The sequence below is a fragment of the Microseira sp. BLCC-F43 genome, from assembly GCF_041929235.1.
In the GTDB taxonomy this organism is placed as follows: Bacteria; Cyanobacteriota; Cyanobacteriia; order Cyanobacteriales; family Aerosakkonemataceae; genus Microseira.
This window is the reverse complement of sequence record NZ_JBHFNP010000022.1, coordinates 1-20,008: the sequence shown is the minus strand read 5'-3', so window position 1 is coordinate 20,008 and position 20,008 is coordinate 1. Positions and strand designations below refer to the sequence as shown.

Below are 20,008 nucleotides of genomic sequence, written 5' to 3'. Positions count from 1 at the left end.
TTTACGGATTTGGTATGAAATATTCTCTGTTTTCTCTTTCTCTGCGTCCTCTGCGCCTGGAGCGGTTCGTTAAAAAAAACACTGATATAGATGAGCTAGCTTACCACAGCAGATCTGACGGAACCAATAAACAGCGAACCAAGTCTATATCGCCGTAACCCTGAAAAAACCTTTAATCAAACAAAAACTATGGGGATTTTAAAAGCTCTGATTTTAGCTAGTATCTTGTCTGTAAGCACCAGCCTGACAGTCATAAATGCTGCCCTTGCTTACCCAGAAATACCCCAAACTGCTAATGCTATCGCTCAACGTCCAGCAAACGAAAACCGCCTACCCCCGCGAGTAGCAAACGCCGTGCGCCAGGATCTATCCGGCAAAACCGGCATTGCTCCCGGACAACTAAGAATAACTCAATTTAGCCGCCAAACTTGGCCCGATGGCTGTCTCGGACTCCCCGACCCCGATCAATTTTGCACCCAAGCCTTAGTCGAAGGGTGGCGCGTTGTCGTAACCTATCAGAATCAAACCTGGGTTTATCGTACCAACGACTCCGGTTCCTTAGTCAAATTAGATACAGCGGCTAGCCAAACCAAAGATACTAACAAGCTCAAACCCTTTCCAATTCCCGCCAGCGAACTACCGCCTCCTCTGACGCAAGGTATGATTTTTCGAGCTATCTCCAGTGGTGGATTTGCGGGTTTGACCTATGAAACCGTTCTGATGAATGACGGACGATTAATGCGAGTCAGGATCGGCGATGCTAATGATAGCGATCGCAGCGTGCGCCAAATTTCTCCCCAACAACTACGAGAATTTCAGCGGTTACTACAACGCAACTCGCTGTCTCGTTTCAATGGTATGAGTTACCCAGCACCCAGCGGATCTGCCGACTTTATTACCGTCACAATTTCTAGTTCAGCCGGTACTACCCGCTACGCCGATATGGTTCAAAATAATCTACCTCAACCTTTGCAGCAAGTCGTTCAAGCTTGGAATCAGATTACCAGCGCCACCCAATGACTGGTACTTTTCCATAAAGCCAACATATTTGTAGAGTGGGGATTGCCTGCGACTATCCCTGCTTTTAGCTTCTAGCATTTTGGTGGGCAATGTCCACCTTTCGTTTAATCCCAGACAAATTTCCGGAATATACAAGCGATATGCCGACCGCACGCTGCGCGAACGCCCCTCCACAGGTAGCCAACACTTTTTCATCGATGCCGCCTAGGGGTAACCCTTTCCCGCGCAGCGTAATTTTATCTGTCATAGGCGATCTGCTTTCTCTTTTTGCCTGTTCGCTTTCTCATTTCAGTAATTCGCGCATTCATTTTGGTATTTTCCCCAAGCTTTATGGCAATTTACTTTCTCCTTTTGCCAGTTGGCTTTCTCATTTCAGTAATTCGCGCATTCATTTTGGTATTTTCCCCAAGCTTTATGGCAATTTACTTTTTCATTTTGCCCGTTGGCTTTCTCATTTCAGTAATTCGCGCATTTTAGGGCATATTCCTGACAATCAACTGTCACATAGACAGTCCCAGAACTTGTCCCTGAGAAAGCCTCAAAGATCGTCGAGTAAAGTTGAGCAAGAGGGAAAACTACCGTCACATCAGGGTTTCACCATTTGCGATCGCCCAGTTTGACACAAGAGCGCCAATCAACCGACTGGCATATTTTCTACAAACCATATTGCTGAACTTGCATATTCCAAAGCGCAGCATACTCCCCTCCACATCGCAAAAGCTCCTCGTGAGTCCCCTGCTCAACTAAACGTCCCTGCTTCAAAACTAAAATCCGGTCAGCCATACGCACAGAAGCCAGTCGATGGGTAATCAAAAGTGTAGTCTTACCCCGCGCTAGCTCAACAAAGCGGCAAAACACCTCGTATTCGCTGCGAGGATCGAGTGCAGCCGTAGGCTCATCTAAAATTAATAATTGGGCATCTTCCCGTACAAAAGCGCGAGCAAGAGCTAACTTTTGCCACTGTCCTCCAGAAAGTTCTGTCCCACCAAATTGCTTGCCTAAAAGAGTCTCTTCTCTGGCTGGAAACTTTTCAACTAATGTAGTTATCCCAGCTTTTTTAACTGCACGTCTAATGCGTTCAAGATTATCCAAAGCTTCAAGATCTCCCAGAGCTATATTTTCCAAAAGCGTCAGCGCGTAGCGACCAAAGTCTTGAAACACCGCAGCAATTTGTCGTCGCCATCCATCCAAATCTAATTCCTTTAAATCTACACCATCGACTAAAATTGCACCCGCTGTAGGGTCGTATAGCCGAGTCAACAGCTTTACCAATGTAGTTTTACCAGCACCATTTTCCCCAACCAAAGCGACTGTTTCGCCAGGGTAAAGCGTAAAGGAAACATCTATCAAAGCGGAGGGACGATCTGGATAACAAAAGTGTACCCGATCAAAAGTAATGCCCTGACGAATTGATTGAAGAGGACGCGGGGACACGGGGACGCGAGGACAAGGGGAAACCCCATGCCTAAAGTCAGGGGATTCCAACTTTGAAGACGAGGTGGAGAATGGGAGACAAGCGAGAGGGTCGAGTGTTGTTAAAGAACTCCCCGTGTCACCGCGTCCCCGCGTCCCCGTGTCTTCCTTTTCTTCTTCTCCAGTAATAAATTCGGGAGGCTCAGACCAGTTGCTTCTCGCTTGAGAAGAGTCGCTCGACCCGTCTCTCCTTCTGGGCGTCTTTGCGTCTTCTTGGTCAAACATCGGCTTACTTTGATAGTGCGCTGCCATTGTTGGTTGGCTATCTAGGAAACTAAAGAACTGCTGCATATACAACAGAGTTTCAAACAAAAGTGTGGCAGTATTAACCAACTGTTCTAGATTTTGCTGCAAGTAAGCTAGCGATTGTACAAACAGCAGAACGCTACCTGGACTAATTTCCCCTCTAAAAGCTTGCTGCACCACCCAGTAAAAAGCCAAGCCATTTCCTAAAGTACTTAATATCGCCAAATTTGAAGCCCAAAAAGCTTGCTTTCCCCGCAGGTGACGCATCGTTTGATGGAAAGACGCAAATGCTTGGACATAACGATTAATAAAAAACGAACCGAGCTTAAATAGCCGCACTTCCTTAGCGTAAGTATCGGTGAGCATTACCGTGGAACAGTACTGCATCCGCCGAGCTTGCGGACTTTTTTCCAACATATTATCCCAAATTGTTAGCTCGTACTGGAAAGAAACATATGCTTGGGGTATGGTAGTTGCTACAATTAAAAACGGAATCCAAAACCCTAGTGGAACCAGCAGCCCAAACATCGCTACCACGGTGAATAAAGTTTTGCCTGCTTCAGCCAAATTCATAATTAAATTCAGCGGTTGATGGCTGACTTGTTGCTGGAGAAGCTGCAATTCATCATAAAATTTAGCATCTTCAAAGCGGCTTAAATCGGTAAAAGTATCGGCTTTACGCATGAAAAGCAAGTTGATATGAGCAGAAAGCTTTTCACCCAAGTTTCCTTGCACTGCTCCCACCCAAGGACTCAGAAGTGTTTCTAACAGCAAAGCGCCAACCCATGCCGCTACCAAGCTACTCAAGGCTACAAAGCCAAGTTGTTGATTTTGGTTTAAAGCTACTGCCACTGTATCTACTACTTGTTTGGTAATCCAGACGCTCAGTGCTGGGACAATTCCCTGCAACAAAACGGCAGTAACCATAAAGATTGTTTCTCCCCGCGCTGCTGTCCATAAAAATGGTAGGAAACGGAAGAGAACGCTTCTGTAGCTTTGCACAATATCAAGCACTTGTGTAAACTGCGTCATAGGTTGAGTTTTTGTTTATTGGTTATGGTTTCCAGCAGTTTTTGAGCGAATGGTACTAAGATAACGGGTTTGTAGTTAGCGCTGGAAAGCCGGTGTTATTTAGGTTCCGATCCTTAATAGATGCAATGGAAATCAACTTATGCACTTTTCGGCTTGCAGCTGGATTGGAATGATTTAACCGCAGAGACGCAGAGGACACAGAGGAAGAAAGAAGATGAATCATTGAGATGCGAGTGGATTTGATATCAGATAAGTAGGTGAGTATAAATAAACTGAACAAGAGGCGCCCACCCCACAAGAGAGATAAAATTCTTCTGGGGTGGGCATTGGAGCCCGCCCCACGCTTGCATAACTATTTTCACTTTATTTACCTGCACCTACTTATTGCAGAGGTTGCCATGACATGACAGAGAATAAGCTCGGTCGTGCGTAAGTCCTATCTTTTTTATTTAACGCAAGTTGCTAGTTATAAACTTGGGCATTGCTAATTGCTAATTGCTAATTGCTAATTGCCAAACTCAATAATATCTTTCCATTAGCCATTAGCCATTAGCCATTAGCTATTAGCTATTGAGATAACTAGCAACTTGGATTATTTAGTCTTGCTAGGCTGAGGCTTTCACTCAAACGGGTGATGCCTTTGACATGAAAAAACAATAAATTGTGATTTAGAACGCAAAGTTATAATAATCGCGATCGCTCAACATATCTGTAATTCTCACAGGTGGCTCATTGAGTAGCTCGCTTCAATATCAGGGAAACTGCGGCACAATATAACTGTTGGTACTAAGCCAGGATTTATGATAACTTTTCAGCACGAACACCTCTGGAAAGGTCTTAATCAAGTTGTCAGCGAGGTCAACAGATATGACATGAGTAAGACAGTTGTTATCCATTTGGGAAGTGGCGATCTATACAGCGGATTTCCGCGAGTCACTGCTCAGTTATGGATCGCAGAACACCCCGGTGCTGAGCAATTTATTGGCAGCTTACCCGCAGCACCAGATTTGGTTAACTTGTATAGAAATTGGCAGTCAATTTATCAGCATTTATGCGATCGCAAACAACTGCGTTCCTCGTTAGCAGTTGAAGATGATGACGATGAACTGGAAATCGATCAAGGTAGTATTACTAACGTCTCTGTTGTTGGGTTTAGTGAGGCGTGCCAAAAGTTACAAGAAGGCATCAATAGTTGGCTCAGCTGTGCCGAGTTTCTTAACATCGACCGACAATTGCGATCGCAACTGGACACAAAAGAAGAAATTCGGGTGATTATTGAAACCAACGATGACTTGCTGCGCCGATTACCTTGGCATCGCTGGAATTTGTTTGAAGATTATCCTCTGGCAGAAATCGCCCTCTCTAGACCTGAGTATAAACGCCGGAACTCCTCACAGCCAAAAATCTGGCGAAATCAAGTCAGAATTTTGGCAATTCTGGGTGATAGTCAAGGCATCGATTTGGAGGCAGAAACCAACTTTCTCAAGCAACTCCCAGATGCAGAAGTTGAGTTTCTCGTCAATCCCTCGCGAGCTGAATTTAATGCACAGCTTTGGCACAAGTTAGGCTGGGATATCCTGTTTTTTGCCGGTCATAGTCAAACCGAGGGTGAAACAGGCCGGATTTATTTAAATGAGAATAAGACAAACAACAGTCTGACAATCGAACAGTTACAAGAAGCTCTCAAAGCTGCTATTGAAAATGGGTTAAAACTGGCAATTTTTAATTCCTGCGATGGGTTGGGATTAGCGTTAGCTTTGGAAAAATTGAATCTGACTGCAACTATCGTGATGCGGGAACCAGTACCGAATCGCGTGGCACAGGATTTTTTTAAACAGTTTTTAGCAGCTTTTGCAGTTGAACGACTTCCTTTATATGTTTCCGTGCAGCGATCGCGCAGAAAGTTACAAGGTTTAGAAGATGACTTTCCCGGTGCTTCTTGGTTGCCCGTCATTTGCATGAATCCGGCAGTAGAACCGCCGAATTGGTTACAATTAGGCGGAATTCCTCCTTGTCCCTATCGCGGTTTATTTGCCTTCCGAGAAGAAGATGTACATTTATTTTTTGGACGGGAAGAGTTCACTTTGGATTTGGTTAAAGCAGTAAAAACAAAGCCGTTGGTGGCTGTTGTTGGCCCCAGTGGCAGTGGGAAGTCTAGCGTAGTATTTGCTGGGTTGATTCCGTCGCTGCGACGCGATGAGAGATTGGCGATTGGCGATTGGCAATTGAAGAATGGGACGCCGTTAATTATCTCTTTTCGTCCGGGGAACAATCCTTTTAAAGCTTTGGCAATCGCGTTAGCTTCTCTGTGGTATCAAAACGAAAATCACAAAGCGAATTCCTGCCGTTTAACTGAACTGGAATTAGAAATTGCACTCAAAGAAGATGACCAAGCTTTATACAAAATTATTCAAACAATACTCCAGCAAAACTCAGGTTCTCGCTTCATCCTCATAGCCGATCAGTTTGAGGAACTTTACACCCAAACTCCAGAACAGGAGCGTCAGTCTTTTTTGGATTTATTGCTAACAGCAATAAGATTAGCTGGAGCGTTTACCTTAGTTCTTACCTTGAGGGCGGACTTTTACGGACATGCTCTATCCAATCGCTCATTTAGCGATGCCTTGCAAGGGGCAGTGCATAATCTTGGTCCGATGTGCCGCGAGGAGTTGCAAAGAGCGATCGCAAAACCTGCGGCACTCATGCAGGTAAAGTTAGAAGAAGGGTTGACAAATAAACTCATTCATGCTGCATCGGGACATTCAGGACGTTTACCGTTATTGGAATTTGCCCTAACTCAACTGTGGTCAAAACAGAAAGACGGGTGGTTGACTCATCAGGCATACGAGGAGATTGGCGGCGTAGAGGAGGCGCTGGCTAACCATGCCGAGACGGTGTATGCCCAACTTGATGAAGCAGATAGACTGAGGACGCAACGGGTATTGATTCAGCTAGTGCAGCCTGGGGTAGGGACGGATGATAACCGCCGTTTGGCGACTCGCGATGAGGTAAAACAAGAAAACTGGGATTTGGTGACGCGCTTGGCATCTGCGCGTTTGGTGGTAACAAACTGCAACGCCTCCACCGGGGAAGAAACCGTAGAAATCGTGCATGAAGCGCTAATTCGTTGCTGGGGACGCTTGGGGCATTGGATGCAGGTTAACGCCGAGTTTCGCCTCTGGCAAGAGCAACTACGAGCCTCTGTACGTCAGTGGATCGCTAGCAGTTTCGATCAAGGGGCGCTGTTGCGAGGGAAGCCTTTGGCAGATGCCCAATATTGGTATCAGCAACGTCGAGATGAACTCAGTCAGGGAGAAAAAAGTTTGATCGAACTGAGTTTAGAATTGCGCGACAAGAAACTCAAAAAACAAAAACTCCGGCGACAACTTACAATCTGGGGACTGATTGGTGGCTTAGCGATCGCTTCCACAGTAGCCTCTTTTGCTTGGTGGCGATGGCAGAATTCAGAGATCAAAGCTTATAGCGAAGCCTCAGAAGCACTGTTTGCCTCAGACAAAAAGTTAGATGCCTTGATCGAAGGTTTAAAAGCAGGAAAACTACTCAAAAGCGCTATTGGCGTAGAACCCCTGACAGAGATTCGAGCTGCGAACGCCCTACAACAAGCAGTTTACTGGGTGAGAGAAAACAATCGCTTGCAAGGACATAAAAATCGGGTTAATAGCGTCACTTGGAGTCCCAACGGCAAAATCCTAGCTTCGGCGAGCGATGATAACACGATTAAACTCTGGAATCTTGAGGGCAAGGAGATCGGGACCCTCGAAGGGCATACTGCTGCGGTCAATAGTATCAGCATCAGCCCCAACGGCAAGATCCTGGTTTCTGGAAGTAATGACGGCACCATCAAACTCTGGACCCTTAAAGGCAAAGAAATTAGAACGCTTAAATATGGGGCTGGAGTTAATAGCGTCAGTATCAGCCCCGATGGCAAAATTGTCGCTTCTGCTGGTGGCGGCACTATCAAACTCTGGAACCTGAACGGCAAAGAAATTAGGACGCTGAAACATAATACTGAAGTCATCGCTGTCAGCATCAGTCCCGACGGCAAGATGCTAGCTGCGGGGACTTATGACGGCACGATCGAACTTTGGAGTTTAGATGGCAAAAAAATCAAGACGCTCAAAGCGCATCAGGAAGATGTGATGAGCGTCAGTTTCAGCCCAGACGGGCAAATGCTGGCTTCGACGGGTTATGACAAAACCGTCAAACTTTGGAGAATAGCCGACGGCAAAGAACTCTGGACGCGCAAGGGGCATAGTGATTCAGTCTGGAACGTTAGCTTTAGCCCAGATGGCAAGATGCTAGCGAGTGCGAGCATTGACAAGACGATCAAAATCTGGAACTTGGAAGGCAAACTGCTTGAAACGCTCAACAATAATAGTTGGGTTTATGGCGTCGCTTGGAGTCCCAACGGCAAGACCTTAGCTGCGGCAAATATTGACAAAACCATCAAACTCTGGTGCTTTGAGGACAAAGAACTCAAGAAGCTTGCGGGGCATAACGATGTCGTCAGGAGTGCTAGCTTTAGCCCTGATGGCGAAACAATTGCCACCGGAAGCGATGACGCAACCATCAAACTTTGGAGTAGGGATGGCAAGCTAATTAATACATTTAAAGGGCATAGCGGTAAAGTCTATAGCGTCGCTTGGAGTTCCAACGGCAAGATGCTGGTTTCAGGAAGTGATGACAACAGTATCAAACTTTGGAGGATTGCAGATGGCAAGGAACTTTTGACGCTCAAACATCAAAATGCCGTGAGGAGCGTTAGTATCAGTCCCGACAGCAAGATGCTGATTTCAGGAAGCGATGACAACACAATTAAACTTTGGAGAATTGCCGACGGCAAGGAAATTTTGACACTCAAAGGACGCGATTCGATTTATAGCATCAGCATCAGCCCAGACGGTAAAACGCTAGCTTCGGGAGGTTTTGACAACAATATCCAACTCTGGAGAATTGCCGACGGCAAGTTACTTAGTACGCTCAAAGGACATAGCAATTCAGTGAGGAGTGTAGCTTGGAGTCCTGACGGCAAGAAAATTGCTTCAGCGAGTACTGACAATACCATCAAACTCTGGAACTTGGAAGGCAAAGAACTTTTGACGCTCAACGGAAATGGCGGCTGGGTTTATAGCGTCGCTTGGAGTCCCGACGGCAAGACAATCGCTGCTGCTAATGATGACAACAGTATCAAACTCTGGAGCATTGACGGCAAAGAACTTAGGAGACTAACAGGCCATAGCGATAAAGTTAGGAGCGTTAGTATCAGTCCTAACGGTAAGACCCTGGTTTCAGCAGGTAGCGATCGCCATGTATTCTTGTGGAACTTAGAGCTATTGGAGCTAGATATTTTATTGAAACATGGGTGCGATCGCTTGCACGATTATCTCAAAACCAACCCAAATGTGAGTCCGAGCGATCGCCATCTTTGTAAAAGTTAATCTCCTGCCAGATTGAACAACAATATTGAGTAAATGTAGGGTGCGTTAGCGAAGCGTAACGCACCATCATCACTATATATCCCATTGCTGCGTAATATCATGTCCGGTCGATTACCCATAATCAGGATCCGGGACACGGCATTATTAACGTTATCTGTTTGTCCGAGATATCTATGATGCCGTGTCCCTACGTAACAACGGGGTGAGGTTTTTTTATTATGGGCAATTCAACTGACATCATATAAGTCTTGATCTTAAAAATACAGAATAAAGAAAAAGACAATATTGTCTGTAGTAAAAACTTTATCCTATCTGGCGATCGCGAGTGCATCAGTTGATTTCAACTCCACCTATTAAGAAGGCAGAGAGAAGGCAAAAGACAAGGTTGTCTCGACTCCAAGTTTCTCCTCTATCTTCCAAAAGTGCATCAGTTGATTTCAACAACACCTATTAAGAAGGCAGAGGTAAGGCAAAAGACAAGGTTACCTTAACTCCAAACTTCTCCTCTATCTTCCAAAAGTGCATCAGTTGATTTCAACAACACCTATTAAGAAGGCAGAGGTAAGGCAAAAGACAAGGTTACCTTAACTCCAAACTTCTCCTCTATCTTCCAAAAGTGCATCAGTTGATTTCAACTCCACCTATTAAGAAGGCAGAGGTAAGGCAAAAGACAAGGTTACCTTAACTCCAAACTTCTCCTCTATCTTCCAAAAGTGCATCAGTTGATTTCAACTCCACCTATTAAGAAGGTAGAGAGAAGACAAAAGACAAGGTTGTCTCAAATCCAAATTTCTCCTCTATCTTCTAAAAGTGCATCAGTTGATTTCAACTCCACCTATTAAGAAGGTAGAGAGAAGACAAAAGACAAGGTTGTCTCTAGTCTAATCTCAACAAAACTCAAATCCATGTTTCCAATAAGGAGAACAAAATGGTTACTAACTTTGAATCTGGCAACAAAGAATACAGCAAACCCCAACTAATTGAAGTAGGTGATGCGATTAAGGTAACATTGGGGCGCTATCGCCGGGGACACCGCGATCATCGGCGTTACTACTACCGCTAATTTGTCACTAACCCAGAGTAAATAACTCAACGTCGTCCCCTCAAGAGGACGGCGTGAGTAATCAAATCGAAAATCAATTCCAAGCAACCAATAAATAGGAGAAAAAAATGGACACCAAACAATACCGTAAACCCCAACTAATTCAAGTCGGCGATGCGATTAAGGCTACATTGGGGCGCTACCGCCGGGGACACCGCGATCATCGGCGTTACTACTACCGCTAATTTGTCACTAATCCAGAGCGAATAACTCAACGTCGTCCCCTCAAGGGGACGGCATGGGCAATCAAATCGTAAGTCGATCGACCAACGGGTTCAGTTGTTCAGAAGTCTCTCAGGTTTCCTGGTTCCTGAGTAAAAAAACCAGGAACCAAGGTTTACCCTTGTACATTTGCCCAGTTAGTAAAAGCAGGATAAAACCTATGAAACGCTGGTTTTGTGGTTTTTCATCAAGAATTAATTCTTCAGGAGCAACTCTTCCTAAACCAATAGATGGAAAAATAGTTTGGGAGGGGGCGAATTCCTTTTGGGTATGCGGAAATTGGAAAAAACAGCAAATAATTACGATTTTTGAAGGTACTGTTCAACTGGCTATAGTTGGTACTTGTTTAGCACCTTATGAAACTTTGGTTGAGTTGTTCCAAAATGCTGTCAGAAAAAACGACTACAGCCAACTAATTAGATTGCCTGGTAACTATAACCTGATTGTTCAAAACGAGACTGACACATACGTATTTGTAGATGTGGCTGGTCTTAGACCCGTGTTTTATGCAATGTATGATGATTTTATAGTTTACTCTTCGTTGGGAGTTGCCCTACAGCAATTACTCAAGGCAGAAGTAGATCCCTGTTGGCTGGCTAATTCTTTAGCAGGTTTGACAACGCTAAACAATCTACAAAATCGCTCTCCTTTTTGCCAAGTACAAGCTATTCCCCCCGGTCATTATTTACAAATATCTTCGGGTAAACCGACGTGTAAGCGGTATTGGCACGCACCACAGGAATACAGTAGTTTCTCTGAAGCTGCCGAAAAATTGCGCGAACAGCTAATAACTGCTGTTGCAGGTAGAGTGCGCTTATACAGCAACATTACCAGCGATTTGAGTGGTGGTTTTGATTCAACTACTTTGGCTTTAATAGCAGCAAAGAACCTAGCGTTGCCGGGTGATAAGTTACATACAATAACTGTCAAGAGCGTTTCGCAAAATGAATCAGAAGACGTTAAATGGGCTACTCATGCAGCCGCTCTTTACCCAAATATTGAATCGGTAATGATTCAAAGTCACGAGCTGCCTGCCGAGTATAGTAACTTGGAATCAATCCCTCTCACAGATGCACCAGAGCCAAGTATGCTCGATATAGGCCAAATCAGCTACGAGATGGGAATTATTAGGTCGAAAGGCTCTCAACTTCATCTGAGTGGAGAGGGTGGAGATGCGGTGCTTCTAGCTTCTCATTCCTATTTGGCAGATTTATTACGCCGCGCCAAGATAAAAACATTTTTCCAACACGCTTATGGGTGGTCTCGTGTTAGCCATTTGTCGCCATTAGCTTTAATAAATGGTGCTTTTGGTTTGAGTTTCACTTCATATCGTCGGTGGATACTTCAACAAGCTAGAAAACTGATGACTGGACAGTTATCGTCCCAGATGCTGATAGACGAGCATTCTGTAAGCGAGGACATGGTATGGGATTCTGTTCCAAATATTGCTAGTTGGTGTACGAAAAAAACTGTGGATTTAGTTGCTACTTCGCTACAGAATTGGGCAACTGTCGCAAGACCTTTTGCCGACTCTCCAGGAGAACAAAACTCTATAGTTGCGATACACGGAACCGCATTCCACAGTTTAGTTCAGCAGCAGGTAGCTGAAACTTTTGATGTCAATTTAGAATTTCCCTTTCTTGATTCGTTGGTAATTGATGCCTGTCTCTCTGCTCTTCCAGAGGAACGAACAAATCCATTTAAATACAAACCGCTTCTGCCCAAAGCGCTTGAGAGCGATTTGCCTCAGAGCATTTTTACACGCACTACTAAAGGTGATTACACAGTTGATGAGATTGTCGGTTTCCGCAAAAATCAGGCTGCGATCGCCGAATTATTCGAGACTTCTCTGTTGGGTGAGATGGGTTTGATTGATCTCAGAGATCTCCATGCTTTTATGCAGCAATTCAGTATGGGACTCGCTCCTGGTTCGTGGTATTTCAGTCAGGTACTAGCGATGGAACTCTGGCTGCGTCGTGTTGTAGAGGCTAATAGTAGTTTCTGGATGGAAACTAAAGTTTAATTTTACAGATGAACAAATCAAAGGAGGAGAAAACAATGAAAGATATTTGGGTACCCGAATACATAGCGACAACATTATTTGATGACAGTGCTGTGCTATTGGATTTGCGGAAAAATGTTTACTACGCTTTGAATGGAAGTGCAGCCGATTTTTGGAATTCTATGACGCAAACAGGTGAGTTTGAGGAAGCGCTGAAACAGGTGTTGTCTCAATATGAAGTTGATGCAGATGTTGTTAGAAAAGATATGGAGTCGCTGGTAAGTTCTTTGCTGAAAGTTGGGCTGATTCATCGGGTGCCAAGCGGTTCGTGAATTAGTATAACTCTGGCAAAAACAATATGTGGGGCGGGCAAGATGCCCACCCCACAAAACCAAAAAAGTTCTCTCTTGTGGGGTGGCAGACAAGATGCCCACCCCACAAAACCAAAAAAGTTATGTCTAGAAGATGTGGGTAAAAATTATGGCTCAGGAAATGTCGCTAAAACCAATTACTGTGAAACTGAGTTTGATAGAACGTTTGATGGGAGTCTGTACGGTAGTTGTTGCGTATATCGCTGTGCGTTGTCTGCCGTTTGAAACTATCTCTAAAATTCTCGGTGGGTTGAAGCATCTTTGTCAGCGTGAAATCGGTGTTGAGGAGGCAGATATTGCATGGTCAGCGGTGCGTCAATCGAGCTTTTTTTTCTTGGGAAGAGCAGCTTGTCTGGAGTTATCTTTGGCTTTTGTTCTGTTTGCTTTGAGTAAGGGGTTATCGGCAACTTTGTGTGTGGGTGTTGCAACTGAACCGTTTCGATCGCATTCATGGGTTGAGCTTGGTGGTAAACCTTTCCGCGAAGCAGATTACATAGAACGGGATTTCAGAAAATTATTGGCAGTCTAAGAGACTTCTCCAAAAAACAAAGTCAAAGGCAGGCAGGATACCTACCCCAAAAGAGATATGATCGAAGTCTAATAGACCTCGACCATATCTCTTGTGGGGTGGGCGTCTCGCCCGCCTTTGAGGGTAGTTTTTGGCGAAGTCTAATCATAGTAGAGGTCGGTTACCGGAAACTGCATAAGCTCAAAACCCCTGCATCTATTTATTCCATGCAACTGGATGAGTTAACACTTAGAAACCGGGTTTCTGGCTGCGATGTAGAGACGTTACATGTAACGTTTCTACATCAAAAACCGACAATTTTTTATAAAAACCCGGTTTATTTGGGAGTTTCTTTGCGTAATTCCTGAACAGACAAAAGTCTAAAATCAAATTCAATGTATCCAGGAGGACACTGATGTCTAATCCTTTGATGGCAAGTACCGCAAGTAGTCAATCATTTCTCAAACAACCTATGGGAGAGATCGCACCCCTGTGGCAATACTGGAAACTGTGCCAAATTAGTTTGAAATCTGAGATAGTTGGATACGAATATCGGGTCATTCCTGCAGCACAGGAGTTTTTTCAAAAACAATTAGAAGATTTTTCCAATTCTCACCCTGCCCAAAATCGAGACATTCAATCTATTTTAATTTCCTACTTTCACAGCCAAAAATATTCTGTTGATGCTGCAACTCGTGCCAATGCTGGGCTTTGTTTGAGGTGTAATGTTTCTTATCCTATCCTCAAAGCTTGTCAAAAAATCGATAATCTGTTCGGCGGGGACAAGTCTTTTACTTATCGAGATTTGCTGCCTTACGTTCTCAATGACGATGGTCAAGCTGCAATTATTTTGGATAGCGATCGCAAAACTCAATTAATCTTAGATGAACAAGGTCAAGCTAGCACAACAACTTACAAATATTTCACCGTTGAAGTGCTGCGAACCTTTAATTCAGAATCAAAATCGAGCATGAGTTTAGCCAATTGGGCTTATTTACAAACTAAACAAAATCAAGAAATCAAAGATTTTTTATCAGAATTTGGCTGGAAAAATTTGAGCGATTGGGCGCTGTTGAATCGAGCTAGACCCAAGCAAATAGAAAGATTATCAGATCGCGATCGCATCTTAATAGAAGTCTTTCACGCTGTCTACCGTCGAGACAGACGCCAGCAACAAAAAGGTGCCAAAAAATCCCCAGACCCTTCAACTGAACAACTGCAAGAAATGCTCACCCGCTTGCAGAAACAAAATATTGTCATGACTCCAATCGAGTTAATGAAAGGACTGAAACAGCTAGCAACGCAATTGAGGCAGTATGATATTTGGAGTTATAGAGAACCTTTAGAAATTCACGACCCCGATACAGGAAGTGATGTAATCAGACCCGATTTACCTCACGATTCTTTCAATGAATTAGATGTAGAACAGCGGGAACTTATGGATTTTCTGCATCAGGAGTTGAGGTTAGCATTGACCCAATCCATTCAGCAAGAAATAACCTCGCGCATTACCGAGTTGCAAAAAAGCCGAAAGTATGCTAATTTTGCTGAAAAATTCATTCCCGGTTTAAAATTATATTACTGTCAAAGCTTATCCTTAAAAGAAATCGCTCCTGCTTTAGGGATGACCAGTTGGGATCAAGCAAGGCGCATCTTAAATCCGGGAGAACTTCTCAATAAAATACGAACATTGAGCGTGCAACAATTTCTGGACAAGATTTTGAAAAAGGCACAAAGTATGGGTTTAACTCAAATTCCCCCCGAACCAGATTATCTCAAAACCATAGTTGAACTTACAGAAGCTTTTGCCGATAGAGAAGTTTTCCAAGCAGCTGTCGAAGAAATTAGAACGGGGAAAAACCGCGAGATGAACAGCTTATATGCTCAACAACTTCGTGTTTATTTTGAACAACATCCCTAAACAACAAAAGGAGCAAAGTCATGCTTATTTCCCCCATGAATTTAACAGATTTCAGACTTTTGTCACCCGAAGTTATAGAGCTTGAACCAGAACACTTTGAGCAAGCAAGAGAGTTAAGCAACAAAGTAGCTGGTGAAGCAACTCAGTGGCAAACTTATCTCAATGCACTGGCACAAGTTAGCTTTGAAGAATGGCTGAAGGCAAGAATACCAGATGGATTGGGTGAGTTTAAATTTTGTGCTATCGCTACCGAACACCTACTTGATGAAATGGTAATTATCCCTCAAAATACCATCCAATACCCAGAAAAAATTGCTCATTTTTATGTGGGAATTGAGGTGCTAGAAGAAGCAGAGCAAGTAATTATCAGAGGTTTTTTAAATTACAATCAACTGGTCGATTGCTTAAGTCAATTAAATTTACAACTGTGCCCAGACGGTTGTTACCATATCCCTTTTGATGTATTCGATCCTGAGCCAAATCACCTGTTATCTTACTGCCGTTTCTTGTCGCCGTCAGCTTTCAATTTACCTGTCGCTGCAAGCGCCACAAAAAATTATGAAAACTTACTCAAATCTGTCAAGGAAACCAGAACCAAGTTAAGTCAATGGTTAGAAAATATTTTTGACGACACCTGGCAAGCAATTGACGCCTTGATAAGTCCAGAAGCTGGTTTAGCTTGGAGTACCAGAAATGTTGAATCGGGTGCTGCGAGCAGATGCAAACTCATTGATTTAGGCATACAACTAGACAGTCAAACTATCGCCTTGCTAGTGAACGTTATCGAAGAAACTGATGAAAAATTAAGAATTTTACTTCAGTTACATCCGACGGGCGGTCAAAAGTACTTGCCACCCGATCTTAAATTAACTTTGCTGTCTAAAGCGGGGAAAGTTCTTCAAGACGTGACTTCTAGAAGTCAAGACAATTATATTCAACTAAAATCCTTTAAAGGTGAACCTGGAAAACGCTTTAGCGTCGAGGTGAGTTTGAATGATGCCAAAGTCAAAGAAGATTTTGAATTCTAATATCGTCTTAACCAGATAGCGGATATGGGGATGAGGAATGGAGAATTTAGTCATGCTCTTCTCATTCCCTAGCTGTCTAAATATATGAGTTTTCTAGCGAGTTGTGTTATTTTATAATTTTTTGCTCGAGAACTCTTAGTCGTTTATGAACATTGAACCTAGCCCGCTGCACCAGTTTCAGAGACTAGCCAACCCTTGCGAACTACCTGACAACCCGCAACAGCAGCGCCAGAAAGAACCGACATTTTATTATTTCGCTTACGGTTCCTGCATGTGTCCGGTTGATTTGAAGCGGACTCTTGGTGAAAACACGCATAACTACGTCATTGGTGTAGCAACGCTTAAAGGGTATCGACTGGGTTTTTACCGCCTCTCAGGGCGTCGCCAATGTGGGGCGCTCGATGTGGTTCCAGACTCAGCATCCCATGTCGAAGGAGTGCTGTATCGGTTACCTTGGCGGTTGAGCGACGCCCTCGACGAACGAGAAGAAGTGCCAAGCGGCGGCTATCGACATGAAATTATCAGCGTATCCTGCCGAGGAAAACTGTATAACAATGTACGAACTTATGTAGTTGTCGATAAATTGCCAGAAGAAATTGCGCCCAATGACTGGTATTTCAATGTTGTGCTGCGCGGTGCCGTAACTTGCGGACTTTCAGAGCAATATTGTTGGAAGTTGTTTAATCATATGCACCAGCTACAGCAGCAACATTGGGGTTCTGCATAAAGCGATAAATAATTCTGTGTCAGAATTGACCAAAGAGTCTTGGAGTCATAAGCGATGGTTTCGGCATCTGGACAACCAGCAAAGAAACCGGGTTTCTTTGCGTAAGTCCTAGCGGTGTGCAGTCCCCAAGCCATTCCATAATAGTAAAACCGTTGTTGCTATCAAGTAGCGGTTAAAGATGGTCGCATCTGGTCCCACTTCGGTCTGGGACGATCGAATCAGTATTGGCACGAAGGCACAAGTTCCAACAGATACTAATATGGCAACTATCGCCAGCAAATTTGACTGTTTTGTTAAAACCCACATTCCGCACCCTCGACTGGCACAATCGGTTTTCACGGGATTGGAGTCTAGCGACTGGTAATATAAAATACTTTAACTACTTAAATTATTCCTCCCAGTCGCTAGTCCCCAAACTTCAATCGACCAAAATTCGTAGTGTGACACTTCAGGGAAAGAATGTGGGTTAATAGACATCTGCTGATAGTTTTCCGAGTGCTGCTTCTCAATCAACATTGATTACACATCGAAAACCAATGTGGTTCGTCGAAGTATCAATTGCTTCTGGATATCTGGCGGCGGGACGGTAGCGGGCACAGTAGTTAGGCGCACAGAGGAAAGAACCTCCCTTGAGTACCTTACGAGGCTTCTGCATAGAAGGTGGTACTTTACGGTCATAGCTATCCTTTTCTGTACCACCTCTAGGATTTTTGGGGATGCAACAAGATTTAGTTGGGTTTTCTGGATGTTTTTCCTGATACCAGTCCTCTGTCCACTCCCAAACATTGCCAATCATGTCGTAGAGTCCGTAGCCATTTGGGGGGTAAGAACCAACTGCTTCTGTCCCTGGTGGCTGAGATTTGAGATTTTGCCAAGGAAACTGCCCCAACCAGGTGTTAGCCATCGGTTTATCTTGGGGCATAAATTCATTCCCCCAAGCAAATTCCGCCCCATCTAAGCCACCCCGCGCGGCAAATTCCCACTGTGCTTCCGTCGAGAGTTGTTTTCCTGCCCATTCAGCATAAGCGACGACATCTTCATAGACAATCTGCACCACTGGGTGATTTTCTTTACCCTTAATCGAACTGTTTGGTCCTTGGGGATGTCGCCAGTTAGCACCAGGTACATACTGCCACCAACAGAAAGTCTGGGGAGCTACGGGTCTATCTGGTTTAATAAATACAGCTGAACCTGGTACTAGCTGTTCTGGGTTAGCATCAGGATAATCTTCTGCCTTCGGGGCTTTTTCGGCAAAGGTAACGTATCCAGTTTCTTTGACAAATTTCTGGAATTGCTTGTTGGTGACAGGATATTTATCAATCCAAAAACCGCTAACGGTTACGGTGTGAATGGGACCTTCTTCGGGATACTTGGGGTTGGCAGATCCCATCTGAAATGTACCTCCTGGAATCCACACCATATCTTTATCTGGTGGTCTGCTGGGAGGAGAAACTGAGTTTTGGGGTTTTGGGGAAACTGAAGTCATACTAACTTGGGGATTTTTGGCAAGATTTAATTAAGTAGTCGAATGGATTTAGATTCCCGACAACTTCTGCGAAGTCGGGAATCTGGGTTGGGTCAAGTTTTGGTTAAGGAAGTGCCATTCCTCTCAAAACTTCCTTGACAAACTAATACTCACTGTGGGCTGGTGAAATTAGTCGCGCCATAACATGCCAGCGAACTCTTTGTCTGTATTTGTTTCTCCTTGATCATTTTCTACATAGACAACGACCTGTTCAATCGTTGCTCCTTCAAATTCACCGGGTGATTCATAATCACGGGATACTGGCTGTCCGCCATCTCGACCAACATTCAACCCTTCACCAGAGAGGGAAAATTTGCCTGGTTGGGTTTTAAAGGGTGCTTTATCTGCATAAGATCGCAATGACATCCCGTTAGTAGTGATGATTACACTTTGCGGTCTATCATTGATATACAGACTGACATTCCCCAAGGTGCTGTTTTGCTCGTCTGTACCAGTCTTGTCGAACTTGACAGAGAACAAATAACTGCCACTGGGATTTTCTGGGAGGGGACAACTGACTTTTTGCTCATATTGTCCCAGCCAGTTATAGACATAACAAAGCTGGTTTTCATGGATGTAAAGACTGTGACCGCCAAAACGTCCGCCGTGGGCGAAAAGAACCCCTTTGACTTGTTGGTTTAGTTCCGGTAAAACCTTGGCTGGCAGAGTTTGGACTTTCTCAACTACTGTTTTGATGTTATAGGAGCGACCGTCGATGTTGATTGTTGCTCCTTGTGACAAGTCCATAGGTCCAGAAATCTGATGGAGTTGACCACCCACGGATAAAGTCATTCCTTGAATCGCGGGTACTGTCGAGATCTCTTCTGAATCTGAATCGGAGAAACAGACCGTTGCGGTAATCTTGTAAGACCGACCCCGAATGTTGACAGCTACGGCTTCCGGGACTTCCGAACAACCAGGGTAGTAAGTGTATTCATTTCGCGGCTCACTCAACTGGGGACGAGGTTCACCTAACACCGCAGATGTTGAGCGATCGTCGAGAGGTAGTCCATTGTACTTGCCAGCTTGCGCGAACCAGATGTTCTTCATCTCTTCGAGCTTTTCAGGGAATTGTGCGGCTAAGTCTTTGCACTGAGTTGGGTCTGCGCCGAATGATGGGTACCGATCTTTCAATTGTGTCAATTGTTCTTTCTCCCGAGCGGTCAAATTCGGGTCCTCTGCCATGAAATACAGTTCCCACTTATCAAGTGGAAATTTGCTCCAATCAGAAGTTGAGCCGCTCCTCGCTCTAAAGAGACGAGGAATCAGGCCAGGAATTAGAGTTAGCTTTTCGCTCATTAATAGCTATCTGGCTAACCGTTTCTGGCTTCATGCAGAACTGCTCTAAGGGTGAATGACTCAGCCTACTTTC

General features: G+C 44.3%; 14 protein-coding genes. 10 read left to right on the top strand and 4 right to left on the bottom strand.

Features of this window, described 5'->3' with window-relative positions; genetic code table 11:
* The first annotated feature begins 189 nt into the window (after positions 1-189).
* Complete coding sequence (locus ACE1CM_RS02580; RefSeq protein WP_374875841.1) at positions 190-1,020, top strand: hypothetical protein; 831 nt, start codon at positions 190-192, stop codon at positions 1,018-1,020.
* A 64-nt stretch (positions 1,021-1,084) separates the two neighbouring features.
* On the opposite strand, the gene ACE1CM_RS02575 is transcribed toward ACE1CM_RS02580, so the two are convergent.
* A complete protein-coding gene (locus ACE1CM_RS02575) occupies positions 1,085-1,267 on the bottom strand; it encodes a S16 family serine protease (RefSeq protein ID WP_374875840.1) in 183 nt (60 codons plus the stop codon).
* Positions 1,268-1,674: 407 nt separating this feature from the next.
* Positions 1,675-3,771, bottom strand: a complete 2,097-nt coding sequence (locus ACE1CM_RS02570) for an ABC transporter ATP-binding protein (RefSeq protein ID WP_374875839.1) — start codon at positions 3,769-3,771, stop codon at positions 1,675-1,677.
* Between the two features lie 800 nt (positions 3,772-4,571).
* Here ACE1CM_RS02570 and ACE1CM_RS02565 point away from each other — a divergent pair.
* The 9 genes from ACE1CM_RS02565 to ACE1CM_RS02525 all read left to right on the top strand — a co-directional run bounded on the left by ACE1CM_RS02565 (position 4,572) and on the right by ACE1CM_RS02525 (position 17,475).
* The gene (locus ACE1CM_RS02565) at positions 4,572-9,230 is read left to right on the top strand and encodes a CHAT domain-containing protein (RefSeq protein WP_374875838.1); all 4,659 of its coding nucleotides are present in this window, start codon (positions 4,572-4,574) and stop codon (positions 9,228-9,230) included.
* Positions 9,231-10,158: 928 nt separating this feature from the next.
* The gene (locus ACE1CM_RS02560; protein WP_374875837.1) at positions 10,159-10,293 is read left to right on the top strand and encodes a lasso RiPP family leader peptide-containing protein; all 135 of its coding nucleotides are present in this window, start codon (positions 10,159-10,161) and stop codon (positions 10,291-10,293) included.
* Positions 10,294-10,714: 421 nt separating this feature from the next.
* Positions 10,715-12,577 carry an albusnodin/ikarugamycin family macrolactam cyclase gene (locus ACE1CM_RS02555; protein WP_374875836.1) on the top strand — a complete coding sequence of 621 codons (1,863 nt, stop codon included), beginning with the start codon at positions 10,715-10,717 and terminating at the stop codon, positions 12,575-12,577.
* Between the two features lie 35 nt (positions 12,578-12,612).
* On the top strand, positions 12,613-12,888 hold the full coding sequence (locus ACE1CM_RS02550; RefSeq protein WP_374875835.1) for a PqqD family protein: 276 nt from the start codon (positions 12,613-12,615) through the stop codon (positions 12,886-12,888).
* Positions 12,889-13,036: 148 nt separating this feature from the next.
* Positions 13,037-13,456 carry a lasso peptide biosynthesis B2 protein gene (locus ACE1CM_RS02545; RefSeq protein ID WP_374875834.1) on the top strand — a complete coding sequence of 140 codons (420 nt, stop codon included), beginning with the start codon at positions 13,037-13,039 and terminating at the stop codon, positions 13,454-13,456.
* A 394-nt stretch (positions 13,457-13,850) separates the two neighbouring features.
* On the top strand, positions 13,851-15,356 hold the full coding sequence (locus ACE1CM_RS02540) for a hypothetical protein (protein WP_374875833.1): 1,506 nt from the start codon (positions 13,851-13,853) through the stop codon (positions 15,354-15,356).
* A 20-nt stretch (positions 15,357-15,376) separates the two neighbouring features.
* On the top strand, positions 15,377-16,384 hold the full coding sequence (locus ACE1CM_RS02535) for a DUF1822 family protein (RefSeq protein ID WP_374875832.1): 1,008 nt from the start codon (positions 15,377-15,379) through the stop codon (positions 16,382-16,384).
* Positions 16,385-16,529: 145 nt separating this feature from the next.
* On the top strand, positions 16,530-17,111 hold the full coding sequence (locus tag ACE1CM_RS02530) for a gamma-glutamylcyclotransferase (protein ID WP_374875831.1): 582 nt from the start codon (positions 16,530-16,532) through the stop codon (positions 17,109-17,111).
* A gap of 178 nt (positions 17,112-17,289) precedes the next feature.
* Positions 17,290-17,475 carry a hypothetical protein gene (locus ACE1CM_RS02525; protein WP_374875830.1) on the top strand — a complete coding sequence of 62 codons (186 nt, stop codon included), beginning with the start codon at positions 17,290-17,292 and terminating at the stop codon, positions 17,473-17,475.
* 141 nt (positions 17,476-17,616) lie between these two features.
* Here ACE1CM_RS02525 and ACE1CM_RS02520 read toward each other — a convergent pair whose 3' ends face one another.
* A complete protein-coding gene (locus ACE1CM_RS02520) occupies positions 17,617-18,597 on the bottom strand; it encodes a formylglycine-generating enzyme family protein (RefSeq protein ID WP_374875829.1) in 981 nt (326 codons plus the stop codon).
* A 168-nt stretch (positions 18,598-18,765) separates the two neighbouring features.
* On the bottom strand, positions 18,766-19,779 hold the full coding sequence (locus ACE1CM_RS02515; RefSeq protein ID WP_374875828.1) for a hypothetical protein: 1,014 nt from the start codon (positions 19,777-19,779) through the stop codon (positions 18,766-18,768).
* Between the last annotated feature and the right edge of the window lie 229 nt (positions 19,780-20,008).